Source organism: Halorubrum sp. Ib24 (genome assembly GCF_002252745.1).
Lineage (GTDB): Archaea > Halobacteriota > Halobacteria > Halobacteriales > Haloferacaceae > Halorubrum.
Genome location: NZ_NHOX01000032.1, coordinates 63,816 through 84,007, shown reverse-complemented (window position 1 = coordinate 84,007; position 20,192 = coordinate 63,816). Strand labels below are relative to the sequence as shown.

Here is a 20,192-nt window from a genome sequence, read left to right as displayed (position 1 = left end):
TCTCTGGGAATCTGATGGACAGTTTCTCAGCGCGCCCACCGATTTCTGATTATAATAAACTATGTACGAAAACGATATTACCCGGGCGGCGAACCGTTCTGACATGAACAGGTGGGTTCCACGGTGAGCGTATTCGACAGGGCGTACGACGACCCGGTCCGCGTGATCGACGAGGACGGCGAGGTCGTCGGCGACGTCCCCGATCTCGACGACGGGGAACTCGTCGAGATGTACCGGCACATGCGGCTCGCGCGTCACTTCGACGGCCGGGCGGTGAGCCTCCAGCGACAGGGGCGGATGGGGACGTACCCGCCGCTGTCGGGACAAGAGGGGGCTCAGATCGGTTCCGCGACGGCGCTCGCCGAAGACGACTGGATCGTTCCCTCGTACCGCGAGCACGGCGCGGCCCTGGTCCACGGGCTCCCGCTGAAACAGACCCTCCTCTACTGGATGGGCCACGAGTCCGGCAACAAGGCGCCGGCGGACGTCAACGTCTTCCCGGTCGCCGTCCCCATCGCGTCGCAGGTGCCCCACGCCACGGGCGCGGCGTGGGCCGCGAAGCTCCGCGGGAGCGACGAGGCCTTCCTCTGTTACTTCGGCGACGGCGCGACCAGCGAAGGCGACTTCCACGAGGGCGTCAACTTCGCCGGCGTGTTCGACACGCCGACCGTCTTCTTCTGTAACAACAACCAGTGGGCGATCTCGGTACCCCGCGAGCGGCAGACCCGGAGCGCGACGCTGGCGCAGAAGGCGGAGGCGTACGGGATCGACGGCGTGCAGGTCGACGGGATGGACCCGCTGGCGGTGTACGGCGTCACGACGGCCGCACTGGAGAAGGCGCGCGACCCGGAGACGGACCGGCCGCGCCCGACGCTGATCGAGGCGGTGCAGTACCGGTTCGGCGCGCACACGACCGCCGACGACCCCACCGTCTACCGCGACGACGACGAGGTCGAGCGCTGGAAGGCGAAGGACCCGATCCCGCGGCTGGAGGCGTACCTCCGCTCGGAGGGGATCCTCGACGACGAGCGGGTCGCGGAGATCGAGGCCGCGATCGAGGAGCGCGTCGCCGACGCGATCGACGCGGCGGAGGCGGCCGCGCGGCCGGACCCGAGCGAGCTGTTCGAGCACGCGTACGCGGAGCTCCCGCCCGAGCTGGAGCGGCAGTACGAGGAGTTCGCGGCGTTGCGGGAGACGCGCGGCGACGAAGCGTTCCTGGAGGAGTAAATGAGCGACACACAGAACCTCACCGTCGTACAGGCGGTACGTGACGGGTTGTACAGCGAGATGCGCGAGGACGACGACGTCCTCGTGCTCGGGCAGGACGTCGGGAAGAACGGCGGCGTCTTCCGGGCGACCGAGGGCCTCTACGACGAGTTCGGCGGCGACCGCGTCGTCGACACCCCGCTGGCGGAGTCGGGTATCGTCGGCTGCGCGGTCGGCATGGCCGCGATGGGGCTCCGCCCGGTCCCGGAGATCCAGTTCTCCGGGTTCATGTACCCCGGCTTCGATCAGATCGTCTCCCACATGGCGCGGTTCCGCGCCCGGAGCCGGGGCCGGTTCACCCTCCCGATGACCCTCCGCGCCCCCTACGGCGGCGGGATCCGCGCGCCGGAGCACCACTCGGAGTCGAAGGAGGCGTTCTACGCCCACGAGGCCGGCCTCAAGGTCGCCATCCCCTCGACGCCGTACGACGCGAAGGGCCTGCTCGCGGCGTCGATCCGCGACCCCGACCCGGTCGTCTTCCTCGAACCGAAGCTCATCTACCGCGCCTTCCGCGACGAGGTGCCCGAGGACCCGTACACGGTGCCCCTCGGCGAGGCCGCGACCCGCCGCGAGGGCGACGACGTGGCGGTGTTCACCTACGGCGCCATGACGCGCCCGACGCTGGAGGCCGCCGAGAGCCTCGCCGAGGTGGGGATCGAGTGCGAGGTCGTCGACCTCCGCACCGTCTCTCCGCTGGACCGCGAGGCGATCGTCGACGCGTTCGAGCGCACCGGTCGCGCGGCCGTCGTCCACGAGGCGCCGAAGACGGGCGGGCTCGCCGGCGAGATCACGGCGATCATCCAGGAGGAGGCGCTGTTGTACCAGGAGGCGCCCGTGAAGCGCGTCACCGGATTCGACGTGCCCTACCCGCTGTACGCGCTGGAGGACTACTACCTCCCGACCGCGGCGCGGATCGAGGACGGCATTCTGGAGGCGGTCGAGTTTTAAGATGGCTCCCGCGGAGATCCACCACATGACAGTCCCGGAGGTCGACGCATGACGGTCGAGGAGTTCAGACTGCCGGACGTCGGCGAGGGCGTCGCGGAGGGCGAGTTGGTGTCGTGGCTCGTCGCCCCCGGCGACCGCGTCGAGGAGGACCAGCCGGTCGCGGAGGTCGAGACCGACAAGGCGCTCGTCGAGGTCCCGTCGAGCTACGACGGGACCGTCGAGGAGCTGTTCGTCGAGGAGGGGGAGATGGTCCCGGTCGGCGACGTGATCATCTCGTTCCGCGTTGACGGCGCGGAGGCGGACGCGGACGACTCCGGCTCCGCCGACGAGGGGGCCGTCGACGAGACGAGCCCCGACGCGAGCGAACCGGAAGCGGCAGACGAGTCGGAGGCGGCAGACGAGTCGGCGCCGGCGACCTCGTCCGGCCGGACGTTCGCGCCGCCGTCGGCCCGTCGGCTCGCCCGCGAGCTGGGCGTCGACGTCGCGGCCGTCGACGGGAGCGGTCCCGGCGGCCGCGTCACCGAGGCCGACGTGAGAGCGCACGCCGAGGCAGCCGACGAAGACGCCGCGAGCGGCGGCGGCGACGCGCCCGAACCGCGGCCCGCGCCGACCCCGACAGATGTCGACTCCGGCGACCGGAAGTCCGCCGTGCGCAAGCGCGGCGAGGGGGGCACCGCCGAGCCCTCGGTGACCGCCGATGCCGGGTCGGCGCCCGAGCCGGCCGGTCGCGACACGACGCTCGCGACGCCGGCGACCCGGAAGCTCGCCCGCGACCTCGACGTCGACATCGACGATGTGCCGACCGACGAGACCCGTGACGGCGAGGCGTTCGTCACGGGCGAGGACGTGCAGGCGTACGCGGACGCCCCGGAGTCGGAGACGGCCGAACCGGAACCCACGCCCGAACCGGTCGACGTCGACGCGGGCGCGGAGCCCGCCGCGAGCGATACCGCCGCCGACCGGGCCGCCGCCGCGACCGAGACGGGCGCGTCCGCCGGCGACGAGACCGTTCCCTACCGGGGCGTGCGCCGCACCATCGGGGAGCAGATGGAGCGGTCGAAGTTCACCGCGCCGCACGTCACCCACCACGACACCGCCGAGGTCGACGCCCTCGTGGCGGCGCGCGAGGAGCTGAAGCCGAAGGCGGACGCCGAGGAGGTGAAGCTCACCTACATGCCGTTCGTGATGAAGGCGATCGTCGCGGGGCTGAAAGAGCACCCCTATCTCAACAGCGAACTGCGCGAGGACGACGGAGAGATCGTTTTGAAAAAGGAGTACAACCTCGGGATCGCGGTCGCGACCGACGCCGGGCTGATGGTCCCCGTCGTCGACGACGTCGACGAGAAGGGGATCTTCGAACTGGCCGCCGAGGTTCGCGACCTCGCCTCTCGCGCCCGCGATCGCAAGCTCAAGCCCGCCGAGATGAAGGGGAGCACGTTCAGCGTCACCAACTTCGGCGCCATCGGCGGCGAGTTCGCCACGCCGATCATCAACTACCCAGAGACCGCGATCCTCGGGCTCGGCGCCATCGAGGAGCGCCCCGTCGTCCGCGACGGCGAGGTCGTCCCGGTGCCGACGTTACCGCTGTCGCTGTCGATCGACCACCGCGTCGTCGACGGCGCGGTGGCGGCCGAGTTCGCGAACACCGTAATGGAACACCTTGAACACCCGCTGCTGCTGTTGACTCAATAATGGTCGTCGGAGACATCGCAACCGGAACGGAGGTACTGGTGATCGGCGGCGGACCGGGCGGCTACGTCGCCGCCATCCGCGCCGCACAGGAGGGGCTCGACACGACGCTCGTCGAGCGCGACGCGTACGGCGGCGCCTGTCTGAACCGCGGCTGTATCCCCTCGAAGGCGCTGATCACGGGGAGCGGGCTCGCTCACGAGGCGGGCAACGCGGAGTTCATGGGCGTCCACGCGGACCCCGCCGTCGACATGGGGAAGATGGTCGAGTGGAAGGACGGCGTGGTCGATCAGCTGACGAGCGGCGTCGAGAAGCTCTGTAAGGCGAACGGCGTCAACCTCGTGCCCGGGACCGCCTCCTTCGTCGACGAGCACACGGCCCGCGTCGCGCACGGCGGCGAGGGGCAGGGCTCCGAGTCGATCGAGTTCGAGCACGCGGTCGTCGCCACGGGCGGCCGCCCGATCCAGATCCCCGGCTTCGACTTCGCCGAGGACCACGTCTGGACCTCCGCCGACGCGCTCGACGCCGACACGGTCCCGGACCGACTCGGGATCGTCGGCGGCGGCTACATCGGGATGGAGCTGGCGACCGCGTACGCGAAGCTCGGCGCCGACGTGACGGTCGTCGAGATGCTGGACGACATCCTCCAGCCGTACGAGGACGACGTGAAGCGGATCGTCCGCAAGCGCGCCGAGGAGCTCGGCGTCGAGTTCGGCTTCGGCGAGGGCGCGAGCGAGTGGTCGGAGGCCGCCGACGGCGGCTACCTCCTCCACACGGAGACGGACGAGGGCGAGGAGTCGAGGTACGGCGTCGACAAGATCCTCGTCGCGGTCGGCCGCCGACCCGTCACCGACGGGCTCGACCCGGAGAACGCCGGGATCGAGACGGACGACAGCGGGTTCATCGAGACGGACGACCGGACGCGGAGCGCGGTCGACCACGTCCACGCCGTCGGCGACGTGGCGGGCGAGCCGATGCTCGCGCACGCGGCCTCGAAGGAGGGGATCGTCGCCGCCGAGGTGATCGCCGGCGAGCCGGCCGCGCTCGACCAGCAGGCGATCCCCGCGGCCGTCTTCACCGACCCCGAGATCGGGACGGTGGGACTGACCGAGAGCGAGGCCGAGGCGGAGGGGTTCGACCCGGTCGTCGGCGAGATGCCGTTCAACGCCTCCGGCCGCGCGATGACGACGGGTCACACCGAGGGGTTCGTCCGGCTCGTCGCCGACGGGGAGACCGGCTTCCTGCTCGGCGGGCAGATCGTCGGGCCGGAGGCCTCCGAGCTGGTCGCCGAGGTCGCGCTCGCCATCGAGATGGGCGCGACGCTGGAGGACGTGGCGGCGACGGTCCACACGCACCCCACGCTCGCGGAGGCGGTGATGGAGGCCGCGGAGAACGCCCGCGGACAGGCGATCCACACGCTGAACCGGTAGGAGCGAGGCGTCCGAGCGGACGCCGATCGCGCGGTTCGTTTCAGGGAGACGCGTCGTAGCCCGCCTCGCTCACCGCGGCCACGAGCGCGTCCGGATCCGCGTCGCCCTCGACGGTCGCGGACGCGCTCTCGCGGTCGGCGGTCGCTCCTTCGACGCCGGCGACGCCCTCCAGCGCTTCCTCGACGCTCTGCTCGCAGTGGTCACACGACATCCCTTCGACGGTGAGCGTTCGGCTCATGGTACCCGCTCGTACGTGTGGGAGACGTTTTTCGCTTGTCGCTTCGCGACCGGGGATATCTGTTCATTCTGACTTCGGAATCCGAAGCGAATCCGGGTAACTGTCTTGTATCGCGAGGCCGTCTCTCGCGACATGAGAGACCTCGACGAGACGGACTTGGAGATCCTCTCGCTGCTGGCCGAGGACGCCCGGCGCCCGTACAGCGAGATCGGCGACCGCGTGGGGCTCTCGGGGCCGGCGGTCTCGGACCGCGTCACGCGGCTGCAGGAGACCGGCGTCATCGAGGGGTTCACGGTCGACGTCGACCGCACGAAACTGCGGGCCGGCGTCCCCGTGCTGATCGACGTGGAGCTGCCGCCGAACCGCCCCGAGGCGCTCGGCGCGGCGCGGGACCGCGTCCGCGAGGCCGACGCCGTCGAGCACGTGTTCGTCACGGCCGAGGGCGATCTGCGCGTGTACGGTCGGGTCGAGGGGCGGAACGTCCGGGAGTGGGTGCAGGGGCTGCTCGAGGGGGTCGCCGTCGAGGAGTACGCGGTCACGCTGGTCGACGAGTTCGAGTGGACGCCGTCGATCGAGGGCGTGGAGTTCGCGCTGACCTGCGCGGAGTGTTCCAACACCGTCGATAGCGAGGGCGAGACGGCCCGAATAGACGGCGACGTCTATCACTTCTGTTGCCCGTCCTGCCTGTCGCGGTTCCGAGAGCGATACCAGCGGCTGGAGGAAGGGGCGTGATAGGGTGCATGAGCGGGTGACCGCGGATCGTCGGTGAACGCCTGCATCGACCGAGCTGATCGTTTATAAACGGTTGACGCCGTATCGGCCGTCGTGTTAACTTAAGCATGATTCCACCAGACGGCGTGGGCTTGCAACCACGTTTCCGCGGTCGGCGGATCGACGTGGCTGAAACAGTTTGAAAACGAAGAGGTTCGGCGTTGTACTTCTCTAAAGACACGTTCGACAGAATTTCTCAAACCGTGTTGTTCGACGCGGTAACTGTAGTTTTCGCGGCGGAGACCACCGATCAGATCGTCTGCGTCATCGACGAGAAACAGAGCATCTTCGATATCGTGTTTCTCAGCTAATTCAGTGAGAAATTCTCGTGCAATTGGAATCGTATACGTCGGAAACAGCCGCGAGTGAAGGATTCTGTTCGTTTGCGGATCGACAGCAGCGTACAGCCAGTACTGCTCGTCGTTGATCCGGATCGCTTTCTGATCGACCGCAACACGATCCGGGTTCTCACCATCAGCTGGCTGTAGATCGGCTTTCTGCACCCAATTGTGAACGGCAACACGACTTCGATTGACACCCAACTCCTCAAGAAGAATAACTGTATTCGAAAGTGATAGACCAGCAAGATGGTGGCGAATACCCTTTTCAATGATCTCGCGGGGTGTCCGCTCTCGCTCCACAAACTCCAAGTCGATCCACTCGGTAGACTCGGTGAGGCGGGCGGTTTTCGGCATAGGCACTGAATCCTCGTCCCGCCTCGTTCTTAACTTAACACGGCGCCCGCCGCCGCACGTAGTTTTTTGAAATCCGACGCCTCACATTAGTCATGGCCACACCTGGCGAGTTTGGTGAGTTCGGTGGTCGTCACGTTCCCGAACCGCTCGAAGAACCGCTGGCCGAGTTAGCGGCCGCGTACGAGGACGCGATCGGTGACGAGGAGTTCATGGCCGAGCTCCGGCATCTCCTCGAACACTTCGCCGGTCGTCCGACGCCGGTGTTTCACGCGGAAACGCTGAGCGAGCGATACGGCGCCGACATCTACCTCAAACACGAGGACCTCCTCCACGGCGGGGCCCACAAGCTCAACAACACGCTCGGACAGGCCCTGTTGGCGAAGCGCGCCGGTAAAGAGCGGCTGATCGCCGAGACGGGGGCCGGCCAACACGGCACCGCGACCGCGATGGTCGGCGCCCTCCTCGACCTGGACACGACGGTGTACATGGGCCGCCACGACATGCGGCGACAGGAGATGAACGTCTTCCGGATGCGGCTGATGGGCGCCGACGTGGAGCCGGTCGAGCGCGGCAACGAGGGGCTCGCGGAGGCCGTCGACGCCGCCTTAGAGGACTTCGCCGCCAACGTCGACTCGACCCACTACCTCGTCGGGAGCGTCGTCGGCGCCGACCCGTTCCCGCGGATGGTGCGCGAGTTCCAGTCCGTCATCGGCACCGAGGCGCGCGAACAGATCCGAGAGCTGCACGGGTCGCTCCCCGACGCGTGCGTCGCGTGCGTCGGCGGCGGGTCGAACTCCATCGGGCTCTGGCACGCGTTCAAAGACGACGACGTCAAGTTCTACGGCGCCGAGCCGGGCGGGATCGACGACGAGAACCACTCGGCGCCCCTCTCGAAGACTGAACAGGACGAGCCGCGGATCTTCCAGGGGATGAAGACGAAGACGATCGGCGACGACACCCAGAACCACTCCGTGTCGGCCGGTCTCGATTACCCGGCCATCGGGCCGGAACACGCCGCGCTACAGGAGATGGGCCGCGCCGAGTACCACGCCGTCTCCGACGACGAGGCGCTGGCCGCGTTCCGCGAGCTGAGCGAGGCCGAGGGGATCATCCCGGCCCTGGAGCCGGCGCACGCCCTCGCGCTGGCCGCCAAGCTCGCCGAGGACGACCGCCACGACACGCTGCTGGTCAACCTCTGCGGCCGCGGCGACAAAGACATGCAGACGGCCGCCGAGCACTTCGACCTCGCGGACTGAGTCGGGGCGACGCGACGGGAGCGCGCGTCGGCGCTCACAGCTCTTTTTCGAAGTGAACGAGCTCGTACGCGCCGGCGACGGAGCGGGCCGCCTCTTCGTAGCCGTGCGCGCGGTAGAACTCGAGGGCCGCCGCCTGCCGAGTCGACGTCGTGGCGAGCAGGGTCCCGAAATCTGCGGCGGCCGCGCGGCGTGCGAGCTCGTCGAGGAGCGCCCGACCGTACCCGCGTCGCTGGTACGGGGGAGCGACGCGCATCCGATGGAGCTCGGCCGCGCCGGGTCGGTCTCGCTCCTCGCCGTGGCCGGCGCGGTTCGGGAGGTAACCGCCCATCGCCGCGAGCGTGCCGTCGCGGGTGGCGAGACCGGTCTCGGACGCCTCGGCGGCGTCGGCCGCGGCGTCGGTTGAGCTGTCCGCGGGACCCGTCAGGCCGTTCGTGGGGGCGGCCGGGCCGTCCGAGGGATCGGTCGCGTCGACGACGCCGACGACGAACTCGCCCCCGGCGTCGAGGTACGACGCCTCGACCGCGCTCAGGTCGTCCGTGCCGGGAACGTCGGTCGGGTCGACGCCGGCGTCCCTGAGCGCCCACTCGTGGAGGGCCCACACGGCCGCTTCGTCCCGCGGATCGTACGTCCGGAGCCGCAATCCAGCCGTCACTACGTGCGACGGTACTCGCGCGTCGGCTTGAACATACGGGTCTCCGTCGAACTCCCCGACCGACGACTGACACCGAGCCAATCCCGACCGGTGCAGGGGGCTCGCGGACGGGTCCCGACCGCAGGCGCTCGATGCAACAGACTTTCCGTCTGGCACCTCTCGTGTTCGTATGACGATAGAGACCGGCGATTCTGTGACGCTCGAGTACACTGGGCGGCTCGACGACGAGACTGTGTTCGACACCTCTCGGCAGTCCGTCGCCGAGGAGACGGGCCTCGCCGAGGCCCAGCCCGATCGAGAGTACGCGCCGCTCACGGTCGAAATCGGCGACGAACAGGTCATCGAGGGGATGGAGGAGGGACTCATCGGCCTCGAGGCCGGGGAGACGGACACCCTGACCATCCCGCCGGAGAAGGCCTACGGCGAGCCAACCGACGAGAATATTCAGACGTTCGACACCGACGAGCTCCGCGAGATGCTCGGAGGCCAGACGCCCGAGGAGGGCTCGTATCTCGAGGCTCAGAACGGCCGTCAGGGCGAGGTCGTCCACGTCGACCGTGAGGTCGTCCGAGTGGACTTCAACCCGCGCCTCGCCGGGGAAACGCTGACGTTCGACGTCGAAATCGTCGACGTCAACTGATCCCGAACGGAGGCGTCTCCGGCGGTCGACGGGAGCGGCGGCGAGCGGGGGACGATGGCCCGGTCGGACTTCTCGGGCTTCGGCGGAACCGGCCCGAGACGCGGGCGCCGCGTAATCAGCCGTTTAATCCGTTTCGTACTCGGAGGGCCGGCCGCCCGAGAAGAGACGCGCGGCTCTCGCGAGGTCTCGCTTCGGGCGGCGTCGCGCCCGGTTTTGACGGACGCGGGTCGCTCGGGACGGCCTTCCGACCTGACAACGAAGCATAGAATGCGGTTATCCCCGACAGCGACGTAGCTCTCTCCGGAGTACTGATACCCAAATGATAGACACCCGTCCGGTCCTCTGCAGGCGGTGCGGCGGTCCGACCGACGTCACCGACGTGGTCGTGAGACATTCCCCGTCCGATCCGCTGGTCGTCTCCGAGTGCGCCGGCTGCGGCGCGATAGTCGGCGTCGGCGCCCATCGGTAGCCCTCAGGAGTCTCGGTGTCGTCGGACGCGCCGCTCGTCTCGGCGCGGAGGCGACCGGTCCGGCTGCGCCGCCCCGCCGAAACGAGCGGCGGCCCGGGGGTCAGAACGAGGTCTCGTCCGACTCGACGGCGGCGCGCCCGCGGTCGTCGTACCCCTTTCGACCGACGGCGTCCTCCGGGAGCAGCGAGGTGACGAACTCCTCCAGTTCGGCCTCGGACCGGAAGGCGTCCGGCTCGTCGTCGACCACGTCGAGGATCTCCGGAAGCGGCATCGTCTCGCCGTTCGCGAACTCGACGACGCCGTCGTCGCACTCCTCGACGACGGTGTCGTACGTGACGGGGTACTGGCAGTCGCAGACGTCGGTCATCGCCGCTTCCACGTCCATGTTTATTTTTCGTGATGAATACTGAAAAGGCTGGTGCCGGCGGCGCTCGCCGGCGATCGCGGTCGGTGGTCGTGTACCGTGTGCCGTTCGGTGGTCGCGGAACGGATGCCGTTCGATGGTCGCGGAACGGATGCCGTTCGGTGGTCGCGGAACGCGTACCGGGCGGCGGTCTGACGGGAGCGGCGAGATGGGTGAGGGCCTCCGCGGGTCGGAGAGTATACGTTGCCGCGCGCCGCAGAACGCTCCATGTCTCCCGCACTGCGGTGTTACCGATGTGGAGATCGCTACCGGGACCCGCTCCGCGTCCGTTGCGACTGCGGAGAGCCGCTCTGGTTCGAGCCCGACGCGGCGGCGTTCGGCTGGGAGGACTGCCGGGCGTACGACGGCGCGTGGCGGTACGAGCCGCTCTTGCCGATCGACCGTCCCGAGGGCGTCGCTCGCGCCGCGGGCGGCACCCCGCTGGTCAGGAGCGAGGGCCTCGACGACGCCGCGGGCTGTCGCGTGTACGTCAAAGACGAGGGCGAACACCCGACCGGCGCGTACAAGGACCGGGGCAGCGCCGCGGCCGTCCCGCACGCGGTCGCCGCGGCGGACGGCGCCGTCGGAACCGTCTCGTACGGCAACATGGCGATGAGCCCGGCCGCCCACGCCGCGAGCCTCGACAGGGAGTGCGTCGTCCTCGTTCCCGACGACATCTCCCCGGTCCGACTCGAGCTCATCGGCCAGTACGAGCCGACGATCGTGCGCGTCGACGGCGACTACGGGGCCCTCTACGGCGACGCGCTCGACCTCTCCGACGAACTCCCGGTCCGGTTCCTCGTCAGCGACGCCCCGGCTCGGATAAGCGGATACGCGACCGCGATGTTCGAGATCTGCGAGGCGTTCGCCCCCGACGCGCCCGACGCGGTCGTCCTGCCGACGAGCTCCGGTGGGTTCGCCTCGGGGCTCTGGCGCGGGATCCGCGACCTCGAGGCCGCCGGACGCCTCGACGACCCCCCGCGGCTGTGCCTCGTCCAGACCGCCGCATCAGACCCGATAACGCGGGCGTTCGAGTCGGGCGCGACCGACCCGACGCCCATCGCGCCCGACGAGACCGGCGAGACGATCGCTCACTCGATCGGGAACCCAGGACCGCGAGCGCGGGTTCGCGCGCTCGCCGCGGTCCGCGACACCGCCGGCGCCGTCGTCTCCGTCGACGACGACCGAGATACGAGCCGCGCAGCGGCGGTTCCGGTCGACGGCGGATTCTGCGTCGAGCCGGCGTCGGCGGCGTCGCTCGCGGGCGCGACCCGGCTGTCGGAGCGCGGCGAGATCGACGACGACGACGCCGTCGTCCTCGTTCCGACCGGGACGGGGTTCAAAGAGCTCGGGACCGGCGACGCGTCGGTGGCGACCGAGCGGACGAACCGGTCGGCCCTCCCGGAACGGCTCGCCTCGCTGCTCGGCGCCCGCTGATCCCGACGGCGGAGAATCTCCGCGTCCGCTTTTCTCGTCGCGGTACGAACGCCGACTGATGAGACTCACGCCCGGATCGAAAACGGGGTCGGTTCGACCGCACGCGCTCCTGTATCCGCTGGGCGTCTGGGCGGTGATGGCTGTCATCGCCGTCGCCAACGGCGTCTTCCGAGAAGTCTTCCTCATCCCCCGCATCGGCGACTACCTCGGACACGTGGCGAGCACCGCGCTCCTCGTCGCCGCGATACTCCTCGTCTCGTTCGCCTACTTCTCGCGGACGCCGATCGAGTACGGACGGACCGAACGCATCGGTGTCGGCGTTCTCTGGACGACGCTCACCGTCGGCTTCGAGTTCGTCGTCGGGTACGCGGAAGGGACGCCCGTCTCGGTCACGCTCGGGCAGTACGACGTGCTCGCGGGGCAGGTCTGGATCGCCGTCCCGATCGCGCTGCTCGTCTCCCCGCTGCTGTTCGGACGGTATTTGGCTCGCTGACGCCTCGTGTCCCCGACAGTCGAGGGATGTCGGAAGCGGCGAGCGGTCACTCGGTCCGGAGCCATCCGAGCGTGTCGCCGATCTCGAACGCGTCGTCCTCGGCCACGACGACCTCGTCGAGCGTCCCGGCCACGGGCGCGGGGACGTCGACGCTCACCTTCTCGACCTGTATCTCACAGAGCGTGTCGCCCGCCTCGACCGACCGGCCCTCGCGGGCGAACCAGTCGACGAGGATGCCCTCGGTCTCGTCGACGTCCGCTTCCCAGTCGCCGGTCGCGCGGACCGCGACCCGCATCCCGGTGCCGCCGTCGGCCGCCAGTCGTCGCTCGCTCATTCCGCGGACAGGACCGCTCGAACGCGCTCCTCGATATCGCCCGCGTCCGGGATCACCTCGTCCTCCATCGGACGGGCGTACGGGATCGGGACGTCCGGGACGGCCACTCGCTCCACGGCGTCGGTCCGCCTTCGATCGCGGCTCCGGACGCCTAGCCCGGGTCGGCGACGATCCACGGCTTCTCGTCGGGGTCGTACTCGGCGATCGCCCCGCTGTGACTGCGCGTTTCGGGCGCGAGCACGCCGACGTGTTTCAGCTGCTGGACGAAGTTGAACAGGACGTTGGTGCGGATCACGTCCCGCCAGACCGACGGGTCTCGATAGAGCCGAGCGGTCTTCCCCCGCTCGATCAGCTCTCGGGCGCGGGCGGCGCCCCGCGTCGTGCAGAACGCGCTCAGGAACACGTTCGGGTACTCGCGGACCAGCCGCTCGACGAGGTCGAGGAACTGCACGCGCGGCCCCTCCTTGCGGAGCGCGTCGAGCAGCAGGCCGAATTCGGGGTGTCTGGAGAACGAGTTCCGGAGGAGCACCGCGAGCGGCGGGTGGACCTCGGCGACCGTGTCCCGGCCGACGTCCGCCTTCGTCAACCGGAGGTCGTCGAGGTCCTCGATCCCGTACCCGCGGAGCACCGTCGCGGCCAGCTCGCCCTGCGAGGTCAGCTCGTTCGGCGAGCCGAGCGCGAGGAGACCGAGGGTCCGAGCGCTCGCGACGGTCTCGTCGCCGGCGCCGAACCCGTACTCGTCGGCGATGACGTCGACGAGTTCGTCGCGCGCGAGCGGCCCGTACCGATCGAGGGCGACGACCGGCGCGAGGTAGTTCAGCGGTTGCGCGAGGCTCAGGGTCGTGACGTCGCCGCCGAACGCGTCGCTCCGAAGCCTGACGGACAGCTGTCCCTCGATGTCGGCGACCTCCTCGGCCGACTCCGCGCTCGGCGGGTCGCTCCACGAGGTCGCCCCGTCGGCGTCGACGCCGATGACGCCGACCCCCTTCGACCGGAGCAGGTTCGCGTGCGGCGCGACGGGCTCGCCGTCGCCCGCGAGGTACGAGACGTGCGCGCCCTGCTGGTACGTCATCGCCTGCCCGATGCCGCGGAGGAGGTTCGTCGACCCCTTCACCTCGATCGCGAACACGCGGTCCGCGTCGGTGAAGCCGAGCACGTCCGGGTACCGCCCCCGGATCGCGATCTCGTGGCGGCGACAGCGGTCGAGCACGTCGGCGTACGTCTCGCTGTGGGCGTCCGGGACGTGCACCAGCGGCTCGTAGTTCCGCTCGTCGAGCGCGGTCACGACGCGGTCGAACACCGCCGCCTCGTCCATACGGGGCCGTGCGCCCCGCGGGCAATAAACGGTTCTCCCGCTCGATCGATGAGGTTCTCGACGACGCGGTGTTGACACGGCCGCGGATCGACGAATTACCAGATATACAGCTATTATATATTTCTTATATATGACGGTTACGTGGATCGTCTCTGTTCGTTCCGTATCGGCGATCGCAGCGGCGTTTCGCGTCGACCGAGACGCTGATCCGTCACGACGACGGTCGTCGATATACGCCGTAAAAGGCCGTATGAACCGTTCGACTGGGATTCGAATCCGACGACGGGCCGCTCGGCCGAGGGGATCGACAACCGAGGACTGAGTGTTGACGGTCGAACGAGTCGTAGACGCGCCGATCGATGGTGATCGTTCGTCGACGAGTCGGCGTCAGAGGCGGTTTCCGGCGTCTGATAACCCGAGAACGCAAACGGAACGAACACCGACGTATCGACCGACTCCGAACGACTGACTCTCACGATCGAAATAACATCTATCCAGTATTTATCTATAACAATACGATTACTTATATAAATGTCGGCCCGGTCTCGGCTCGACCGCCGCCGTCGACGGACCGCACTGCCACCGCACCGCCGTCACAGCCGTCGCAGCCGTCGGAGGGGTCGCCGCCTCGTCACCGATTCCGGCGGTAGTCGAGGTAGCTGTCGTCCTGCATCACCTGCGAGCGCCCGCCGTCGACGAGGACGCTCTCGCCGGTGATGAAGTCCGCGTCGTCGCTCGCGAGGAACGCAGCGAGTCCGGCCACGTCGGCCGGTTTCCCGAGGCGACCGACCGGGTGGATGTCCTCCGTGTGCTCGTAGTCGTCGCCCAGTTCCTCCCGGGTCCGTTCGATCTCGATCCAGCCGGGGTTGATCGTGTTCACCGTGATCCCGTCCGGGCCGAGCTCCAGCGCCAGCGCGCGGGTCATCCCGTTGATCCCGGCCTTGACCGCGTTGTACGGGAAGAGGCCGGGCATCGTGAGGAACGCGTGGTTCGAGGAGGTGTTGAGTATCGTCCCGCCCGCGGGCATCCGCTCGGCCGCGTGCTTCGCGCACAGCCAGAACGACCGGAAGTCGGTCTCGACGACGAACTCCCAGTCGTCGATCGTCGCCTCGCGAGCGGTCGTCTCCGTCTGGACGCCCGCGTTGTTCACCAGCACGTCGATCCGCCCGTGCTCCGCGACGGCGTGGTCGACGAGCGCCTCGATCTCCGCCGGCTCGCGCATGTCGGCCCGGACGAACGTCGCGTCGCCGCCCGCCGACTCGATCTCGTCGACGACGGCCTCGCCGCGGTCGGCGGAGCGCCCGGTCACCACGACCGCGGCGCCCTCGGCGGCGAAGCGACGGGCGACGCCCGCGCCGATCCCTCGGGTGGAGCCGGTGACGAGGGCGACGGTGTCCGCGTGTCTGTCCGCGACGGCGTTCTCGGTCGGATCGCTCGGTGACATACGTGTCATGCCGGCGCCGCCGGTCAAATAATCACCGCCCGCGGGTCCCCGCTCCCCTGGACGACCCCCGCTCTCGCCTCACCACTCGGCGACGCTCCCGTCGGCGTGCCGCCACACGGGGTTGTGCCAGTCCACGTCCCTCTCGGCCTGCTCGCGGACGTGCTCCTCGTCGATCTCGATCCCGAGCCCGGGGCCGTCGGGGATCCGCACGTACCCGTCCTCGTAGTCGAAGACGGACGGGTCCGCGAGGTAGTCGAGCACGTCGCTCGTCTCGTTGTAGTGGATGTCGAGGCTCTGCTCCTGGATGAAGGCGTTCGGCGAGCAGGCGTCCACCTGCAGGCAGGCGGCGAGCGCGATCGGGCCGAGCGGGCAGTGGGGGGCCATCGCCACGTCGTACGCCTCGGCCATCGCGGCGATCTTCCGCACCTCGGTGACCCCGCCCGCGTGCGAGAGGTCCGGCTGGATCACGTCGACGGCGCCGCTCTCGAACACCTCCTTGAAGTCCCACCGCGAGTACATGCGCTCGCCGGTCGCGATCGGCGTCGTCGTGTGCGCGGCGATCTGCGGGAGGGCGTCGTTGTGCCCCGACAGGACGGGCTCTTCGACGAACATGGGGTCGTACGGCTCCAGCGCCGCCACGAGGCGCTTCGCCGTCGGCTTGGACACCCGCCCGTGGAAGTCGACGCCGATCCCGACCTCGTCGCCGACGGCCTCCCGGACCTCGCGCAGTCGCCGCGCGGCGGCGTCGACGGTCGCGGGGTCGTCGACCCGCTCCATCTCCTCGGTCGCGTTCATCTTCAGCGCCGTGAACCCGGCCTCGACCTGTGCGCGGGCCTGCTCGGCCACGTCGGAGGGCCGATCGCCGCCGATCCACTGGTACACCCGAATGCGGTCGCGCGCCGCGCCGCCGAGCAGGTCGTGGACGGGGACGCCGAGTTGCTTCCCCTTGATGTCCCACAGCGCCTGGTCGACGCCGGCGATGGCGCTCATCAGCACCGGCCCGCCGCGGTAGAAGCCGCCGCGGTACATCGCCTGCCAGTGGTCCTCGATCCGACCGGCCTCCTCCCCGAGCAGGTAGCTCTCGAACAGCTCCTCGACGGCGGTCCGCACCGTCTTCGACCGCCCCTCGACGACCGGCTCTCCCCACCCGACCGTTCCGTCGGCGGTCTCGACGCGCAGGAAGAGCCACCGCGGCGGCACCTCGAACAGCTCGTAGTCGACGATTTCGCTCATCTGATCGCCTGGGAGTACCCCACCGGCGCTGTTAGTCGTTTCGGGTGGATCGGCGGTCGCCGGGAGCGAGCGTTGCCCGCGAGCCGTCCCATTTATTAGGGTCGCCGTCGCGGATGCGGGTATGCACTCACGACGAGCCGACCGGATCCGCGAGGGCGGGGTCGTCGCGATCCTCCGCGGCGTGGACCCGGACGCGGCGATCGACGTGGCGGACGCGGTCGTCGACGGCGGCGTCACGGCGCTCGAAGTGACCGCGGACACGCCGGCCGTCACGGAGACGATCGGCGCGCTCGCCGACCGGTTCGACGACGTCCTCGTCGGCGCCGGGACGGTCCTCGACGCGGAGACCGCCCGGGCGGTCCAGCTCGCGGGCGCCCAGTTCCTCGTCACGCCGACGGTCGACGCCGGCGTGATCGAGACCGCGAACCGCTACGGGACGCCGGTCGCGACCGGCGCGTTCACGCCGACGGAGGCCCTCCGCGCGTCCGAGGCCGGCGCCGACTTCGTGAAGGTGTTCCCGGCCGCGACCGGCGGACCCGAACACGTCGCGGCCCTGGGCGGCCCGCTCCCGCAGATCCCCCTGGTGCCCACCGGCGGGGTCGTCCCGCGAACGCCGTTTCGACTACGTCGGAGGCCGGCGCCGTCGCCGTCGGGTCGGCAGCGCGATCGTCGACGACGACGGCCGTCGCGAACGGGGAGTTCGAGCGCATCGCGGAGAACGCGCGCCGGACGGTCGACGCGGTCGCGGCGGCCAGAGAGCGGTAGTCGGCCGGTCGCGAGTCAGTCGCCGTCCGCCGCGGCGTCTCCGGTCTCGCAGCCGCAGCCGCCGCGCCGGATGAGCTCGCTGACAGGCGCGTCAGCCCCGCAGTGGGGACAGACGGCCCGCACGTCGACGAGGACATCGTAGTCGTCTCGGTCGAGCTCGTCGGCGTTCGCGAGCGACGAGATCGCCGACTCGCTGACCGCCGAGAGCCGCCCCTGCAGCTTCTCGATCGTCTGGATCTTCCGTTCGACGCGGCCCTCATCGTCGGTCGGGAGGCTCGCTCCGCGGTCCTCGGTGAGGTACGTGTGGATCGCCTGGTGCGTGACGAAGTCTCCCGTCAGCTCGTCGACGTCCACGCCCTTGCGTTCGAGCCGCCGTCGCGCCCGAGTCACTTCCGAGCCGGTCCCGTCCTGCAGCGCCTCGTACGTGCTCGATATCTCGACGTCGAGCGACGGGTTGGCGGTCTCGCGGACCGCCGCCGTCAACACCGCCTCGTTGAACTCGTCGGCGAGATCCCGCAGGCTCGTGCGCTCGCCCGTCTCGCCCGTCCACTCGGCCTCGAGCGTCGGCCCCATCTCGTCGAGGTCGTACGCCTCGATCACTCGGCCGACCTTCGTGTTCGGTCCGTCCTCGCCGGTCATACCGATCGATCGAGGGGTAGCGTTACAAGGGTATCGGTGTCACGCCGCGTTCCGGCACCGGACGGCGCCGGTTCCGAACCGATCAGTGGCGGTCCGGAGTCACTCGATCTGCTCGACGTACGCGTACTCGTCGGGGAGCGCGGCGGCGTCCTCGGGGAGCAGCGCGGCCACGAGGTAGTCGGCGTGGTCGCGGAAGTAGTCGACCACGCGGGCGATGCGGTCCGAGTCGATCGCCTCCAGCGAGTCGAGGATGATGAACGGCACCGTCTCGTGGACGTCGTGAACCAGGTATCCCGCCAGGGCGAACACCAGTCCGGTCACCTCGCGCTCGCTCTCGGAGAGGTGGTCGACGGTGTCCTCGTACGCCGCGCCGTCGGGAGACGAGCGGACGATGTGGAGGTCGAACCGCGTCTGCGTGACCTTCTGCCGCCCCTCGCGCACGTCGGTCTCGCGGCGCTCGATCCAGATCCGGTCGAGGTTCTCGTACTCGAGGATGTCGAGGACGGTCGCCATGTGTTCGTTGAACTCCTCGACGGCGCTCTCCTCCAGCCGGTCGACCCGCGTTCGCAGCTCCGTCAGCCGGTCCGCGACCGCCTCCCGCTCGGCTTCGAGATCCTCGCGGCGCTCGATCGCCTCCTCCCGCTCGTCGATCTGCGCTTCGATCTCCTCGATCTCGTCCTCTAGCCGCCCGATCCGGAGTTCGATCTCGTTGGCCTCGCGGTGGCGCTCCAGCGCCTCGTTGTGACCGTCCACGTCGATCGACTCGGCCTCCGCCTCCAGCTCCTCGATATCCGACTCCTTCGACTCGATCCGCGATTCGAGGTCGGCGATTCGAGACTCCGTCGCCTCTATCTCCGAGTGGACCGTATCGAGCCGCTCCTCGGCGCGCTCGACCTCGCGTTCCGCCTCGCGCAGCGCGGACTGTCGGTCGGTGAGCTCCTGGATCTCCGAGCGCAGCTCGCTGCGCTCGTCGAGCCGCTCCGACCGCAGGTCCCGGAGGCGGTCGAGCGTCGTCTCGATCTGTTCGGTCTCGACCTCGGAGCCGCAAGTCCAACACGTCGTCCGGTCGTCGCCGGTCAGCGCGTCGGTCGGACTGTCGCCGGCCCGGGACGCCCCGTCGGCGTCGGCCGCGCCGTCGCCGCTCCGACCGACGTCGATGGGGGGCGCCGACCCGTCGAGCATGTCCTCGTTGAAGTTGATGACGCTGCCGAGCTCGTTGATCGCGTCGTCGAGCGCCCGCTGGCGGCGGCGCAGCTCGTCGACGCGTCCGGCGAGCTGATCGGGGCTCTCCTCCGGCTCCTGTGCCGACTCGATCGTCTGCCGGAGCTCGTCCCGCTCCGCCTTCAGCTCCGTCAGCGTCGACCGCTCGGTCTCGAGGTCGAACTCGAGGTCGTCGAGCTCCGAGCGAGCGTCGCGAACGCGCTGGAACGCCTCCTCGAGCTCCCGCTTCCGGGTGCGGCTCTCCTCGACGCCGGCGTCGAGGTCGTTCAGCTCCTCCCTGACCGCTTCGAGCTCCGCCTCGGCGTCGTCGAGGGCCGACCGCTTCTCCCGGAGCTCGGCCTCGAGCTCGGGGAGGTCCCGTTCGAGCCCGTCGAGTCGGTCGATCTCGGATTCGATCTCGGACCGCTCCTGTTTGCACTCCCGGATCTCGGCGTCGATCGAGTCGGTGTCGATCGGGCGCATGATGATCTCCTGGAGGTCGTCGCCGCGCGCGACGGCCCGACGCGCCTCGTTGTTCTCTAACAGGAACGCGAACAGGTCCGCGAGCTCCGGGTCGTCGAGGTACGGGTCGCCGCCGAACGCGACCGAGTCGCCGCGTCTCGTCAGCGTCCGGGTGTACGTCTCGTCCCCGACTTCGAGGGTCACCGCGCCCTCGTCTGCGTCGCCCTTCAACGAGCTCCGACGACTCCCGAGCCCGGCCATCAGCGCCTGCAGGAAGGACGTCCGGTTCGTCGCGTTTCGCCCGGCCAACACCGAGACCCCCTCGGGGAGGGTCACGGACGCCTCGTCGATGCCGCCAACGTTTCGAACGTCGACGCGCACGACCGATTGAGAGGTCTGAACCATCGGTTATC

At 69.4% G+C, this 20,192-nt stretch carries 19 protein-coding genes and 2 pseudogenes; 10 read left to right on the top strand and 11 right to left on the bottom strand.

Annotated features, from left to right (window positions below; translation table 11 throughout):
- The first annotated feature begins 123 nt into the window (after positions 1-123).
- From pdhA to lpdA, 4 genes are read left to right on the top strand one after another with little or no spacing between them, the layout of a single operon-like run.
- Positions 124-1,227 carry a pyruvate dehydrogenase (acetyl-transferring) E1 component subunit alpha gene (gene pdhA, locus DJ82_RS08605; protein WP_094525471.1) on the top strand — a complete coding sequence of 368 codons (1,104 nt, stop codon included), beginning with the start codon at positions 124-126 and terminating at the stop codon, positions 1,225-1,227.
- Positions 1,228-2,214, top strand: a complete 987-nt coding sequence (locus DJ82_RS08600) for an alpha-ketoacid dehydrogenase subunit beta (RefSeq protein ID WP_094581578.1) — start codon at positions 1,228-1,230, stop codon at positions 2,212-2,214.
- Between the two features lie 48 nt (positions 2,215-2,262).
- Positions 2,263-3,906, top strand: coding sequence for a 2-oxo acid dehydrogenase subunit E2 (locus DJ82_RS08595; protein WP_094581577.1), 1,644 nt, complete (start codon positions 2,263-2,265; stop codon positions 3,904-3,906).
- Positions 3,906-5,333 carry a dihydrolipoyl dehydrogenase gene (lpdA, locus tag DJ82_RS08590; protein ID WP_094581576.1) on the top strand — a complete coding sequence of 476 codons (1,428 nt, stop codon included), beginning with the start codon at positions 3,906-3,908 and terminating at the stop codon, positions 5,331-5,333. The genes DJ82_RS08595 and lpdA overlap by 1 nt, the downstream gene beginning before the upstream one ends.
- 40 nt (positions 5,334-5,373) lie before the next feature.
- Here lpdA and DJ82_RS08585 read toward each other — a convergent pair whose 3' ends face one another.
- A complete protein-coding gene (locus DJ82_RS08585) occupies positions 5,374-5,571 on the bottom strand; it encodes a heavy-metal-associated domain-containing protein (RefSeq protein ID WP_094525440.1) in 198 nt (65 codons plus the stop codon).
- 132 nt (positions 5,572-5,703) lie between these two features.
- On the opposite strand from DJ82_RS08585, the gene DJ82_RS08580 reads away from it, so the two are divergent.
- A complete protein-coding gene (locus DJ82_RS08580; protein ID WP_094527658.1) occupies positions 5,704-6,303 on the top strand; it encodes an AsnC family transcriptional regulator in 600 nt (199 codons plus the stop codon).
- Positions 6,304-6,404: 101 nt separating this feature from the next.
- Here the strand turns inward: DJ82_RS08580 and DJ82_RS08575 are convergent, their stop codons facing one another.
- Positions 6,405-7,037 (bottom strand): IS6 family transposase, encoded by a 633-nt coding sequence (locus DJ82_RS08575; protein ID WP_094581575.1) that lies wholly within the window; start codon positions 7,035-7,037, stop codon positions 6,405-6,407.
- Between the two features lie 92 nt (positions 7,038-7,129).
- Here DJ82_RS08575 and trpB point away from each other — a divergent pair, with 92 nt between their 5' ends.
- On the top strand, positions 7,130-8,293 hold the full coding sequence (trpB, locus tag DJ82_RS08570) for a tryptophan synthase subunit beta (RefSeq protein WP_094581574.1): 1,164 nt from the start codon (positions 7,130-7,132) through the stop codon (positions 8,291-8,293).
- A 34-nt stretch (positions 8,294-8,327) separates the two neighbouring features.
- Here the strand turns inward: trpB and DJ82_RS08565 are convergent, their stop codons facing one another.
- Positions 8,328-8,945 (bottom strand): N-acetyltransferase, encoded by a 618-nt coding sequence (locus tag DJ82_RS08565; protein ID WP_094581573.1) that lies wholly within the window; start codon positions 8,943-8,945, stop codon positions 8,328-8,330.
- Positions 8,946-9,138: 193 nt separating this feature from the next.
- On the opposite strand from DJ82_RS08565, the gene DJ82_RS08560 reads away from it, so the two are divergent.
- Positions 9,139-9,585 carry a peptidylprolyl isomerase gene (locus DJ82_RS08560; RefSeq protein ID WP_241881479.1) on the top strand — a complete coding sequence of 149 codons (447 nt, stop codon included), beginning with the start codon at positions 9,139-9,141 and terminating at the stop codon, positions 9,583-9,585.
- Between the two features lie 569 nt (positions 9,586-10,154).
- Here DJ82_RS08560 and DJ82_RS08555 read toward each other — a convergent pair.
- The gene (locus tag DJ82_RS08555) at positions 10,155-10,439 is read right to left on the bottom strand and encodes a hypothetical protein (protein ID WP_094522126.1); all 285 of its coding nucleotides are present in this window, start codon (positions 10,437-10,439) and stop codon (positions 10,155-10,157) included.
- A 246-nt stretch (positions 10,440-10,685) separates the two neighbouring features.
- Here DJ82_RS08555 and DJ82_RS08550 point away from each other — a divergent pair, with 246 nt between their 5' ends.
- Positions 10,686-11,894 (top strand): pyridoxal-phosphate dependent enzyme, encoded by a 1,209-nt coding sequence (locus tag DJ82_RS08550; protein ID WP_094581571.1) that lies wholly within the window; start codon positions 10,686-10,688, stop codon positions 11,892-11,894.
- Positions 11,895-11,952: 58 nt separating this feature from the next.
- Positions 11,953-12,387 (top strand): hypothetical protein, encoded by a 435-nt coding sequence (locus DJ82_RS08545; protein WP_094581570.1) that lies wholly within the window; start codon positions 11,953-11,955, stop codon positions 12,385-12,387.
- A 46-nt stretch (positions 12,388-12,433) separates the two neighbouring features.
- On the opposite strand, the gene DJ82_RS08540 is transcribed toward DJ82_RS08545, so the two are convergent.
- The 5 genes and pseudogenes from DJ82_RS08540 to dgoD all read right to left on the bottom strand — a co-directional run bounded on the left by DJ82_RS08540 (position 12,434) and on the right by dgoD (position 16,713).
- The gene (locus tag DJ82_RS08540) at positions 12,434-12,721 is read right to left on the bottom strand and encodes a lipoyl domain-containing protein (protein ID WP_094522123.1); all 288 of its coding nucleotides are present in this window, start codon (positions 12,719-12,721) and stop codon (positions 12,434-12,436) included.
- A pseudogene (locus tag DJ82_RS15720) lies at positions 12,718-12,843 on the bottom strand (alpha-ketoacid dehydrogenase subunit beta); the annotation flags it as partial. The pseudogene DJ82_RS15720 and the gene DJ82_RS08540, both read right to left, overlap by 4 nt.
- Positions 12,844-12,872: 29 nt before the next feature.
- Entirely contained in the window at positions 12,873-14,036 is a 1,164-nt protein-coding gene (locus DJ82_RS08535; protein ID WP_094581569.1) for a hypothetical protein, read from the bottom strand.
- Between the two features lie 631 nt (positions 14,037-14,667).
- Positions 14,668-15,489, bottom strand: a complete 822-nt coding sequence (locus DJ82_RS08530; RefSeq protein ID WP_094581568.1) for an SDR family NAD(P)-dependent oxidoreductase — start codon at positions 15,487-15,489, stop codon at positions 14,668-14,670.
- 69 nt (positions 15,490-15,558) lie between these two features.
- Positions 15,559-16,713 (bottom strand): galactonate dehydratase, encoded by a 1,155-nt coding sequence (dgoD, locus tag DJ82_RS08525; RefSeq protein WP_094581567.1) that lies wholly within the window; start codon positions 16,711-16,713, stop codon positions 15,559-15,561.
- Between the two features lie 121 nt (positions 16,714-16,834).
- Between dgoD and DJ82_RS08520 the strand changes: the two are divergent.
- Positions 16,835-17,478 (top strand): annotated as a pseudogene (locus tag DJ82_RS08520) (bifunctional 4-hydroxy-2-oxoglutarate aldolase/2-dehydro-3-deoxy-phosphogluconate aldolase).
- Between the two features lie 15 nt (positions 17,479-17,493).
- Here DJ82_RS08520 and rdfA read toward each other — a convergent pair.
- Together rdfA and DJ82_RS08510 are read right to left on the bottom strand one after the other, a co-directional pair.
- The gene (rdfA, locus tag DJ82_RS08515) at positions 17,494-18,117 is read right to left on the bottom strand and encodes a rod-determining factor RdfA (protein WP_094522117.1); all 624 of its coding nucleotides are present in this window, start codon (positions 18,115-18,117) and stop codon (positions 17,494-17,496) included.
- A 99-nt stretch (positions 18,118-18,216) separates the two neighbouring features.
- A complete protein-coding gene (locus DJ82_RS08510) occupies positions 18,217-20,184 on the bottom strand; it encodes an archaea-specific SMC-related protein (RefSeq protein ID WP_094581566.1) in 1,968 nt (655 codons plus the stop codon).
- Positions 20,185-20,192 lie beyond the last annotated feature (8 nt).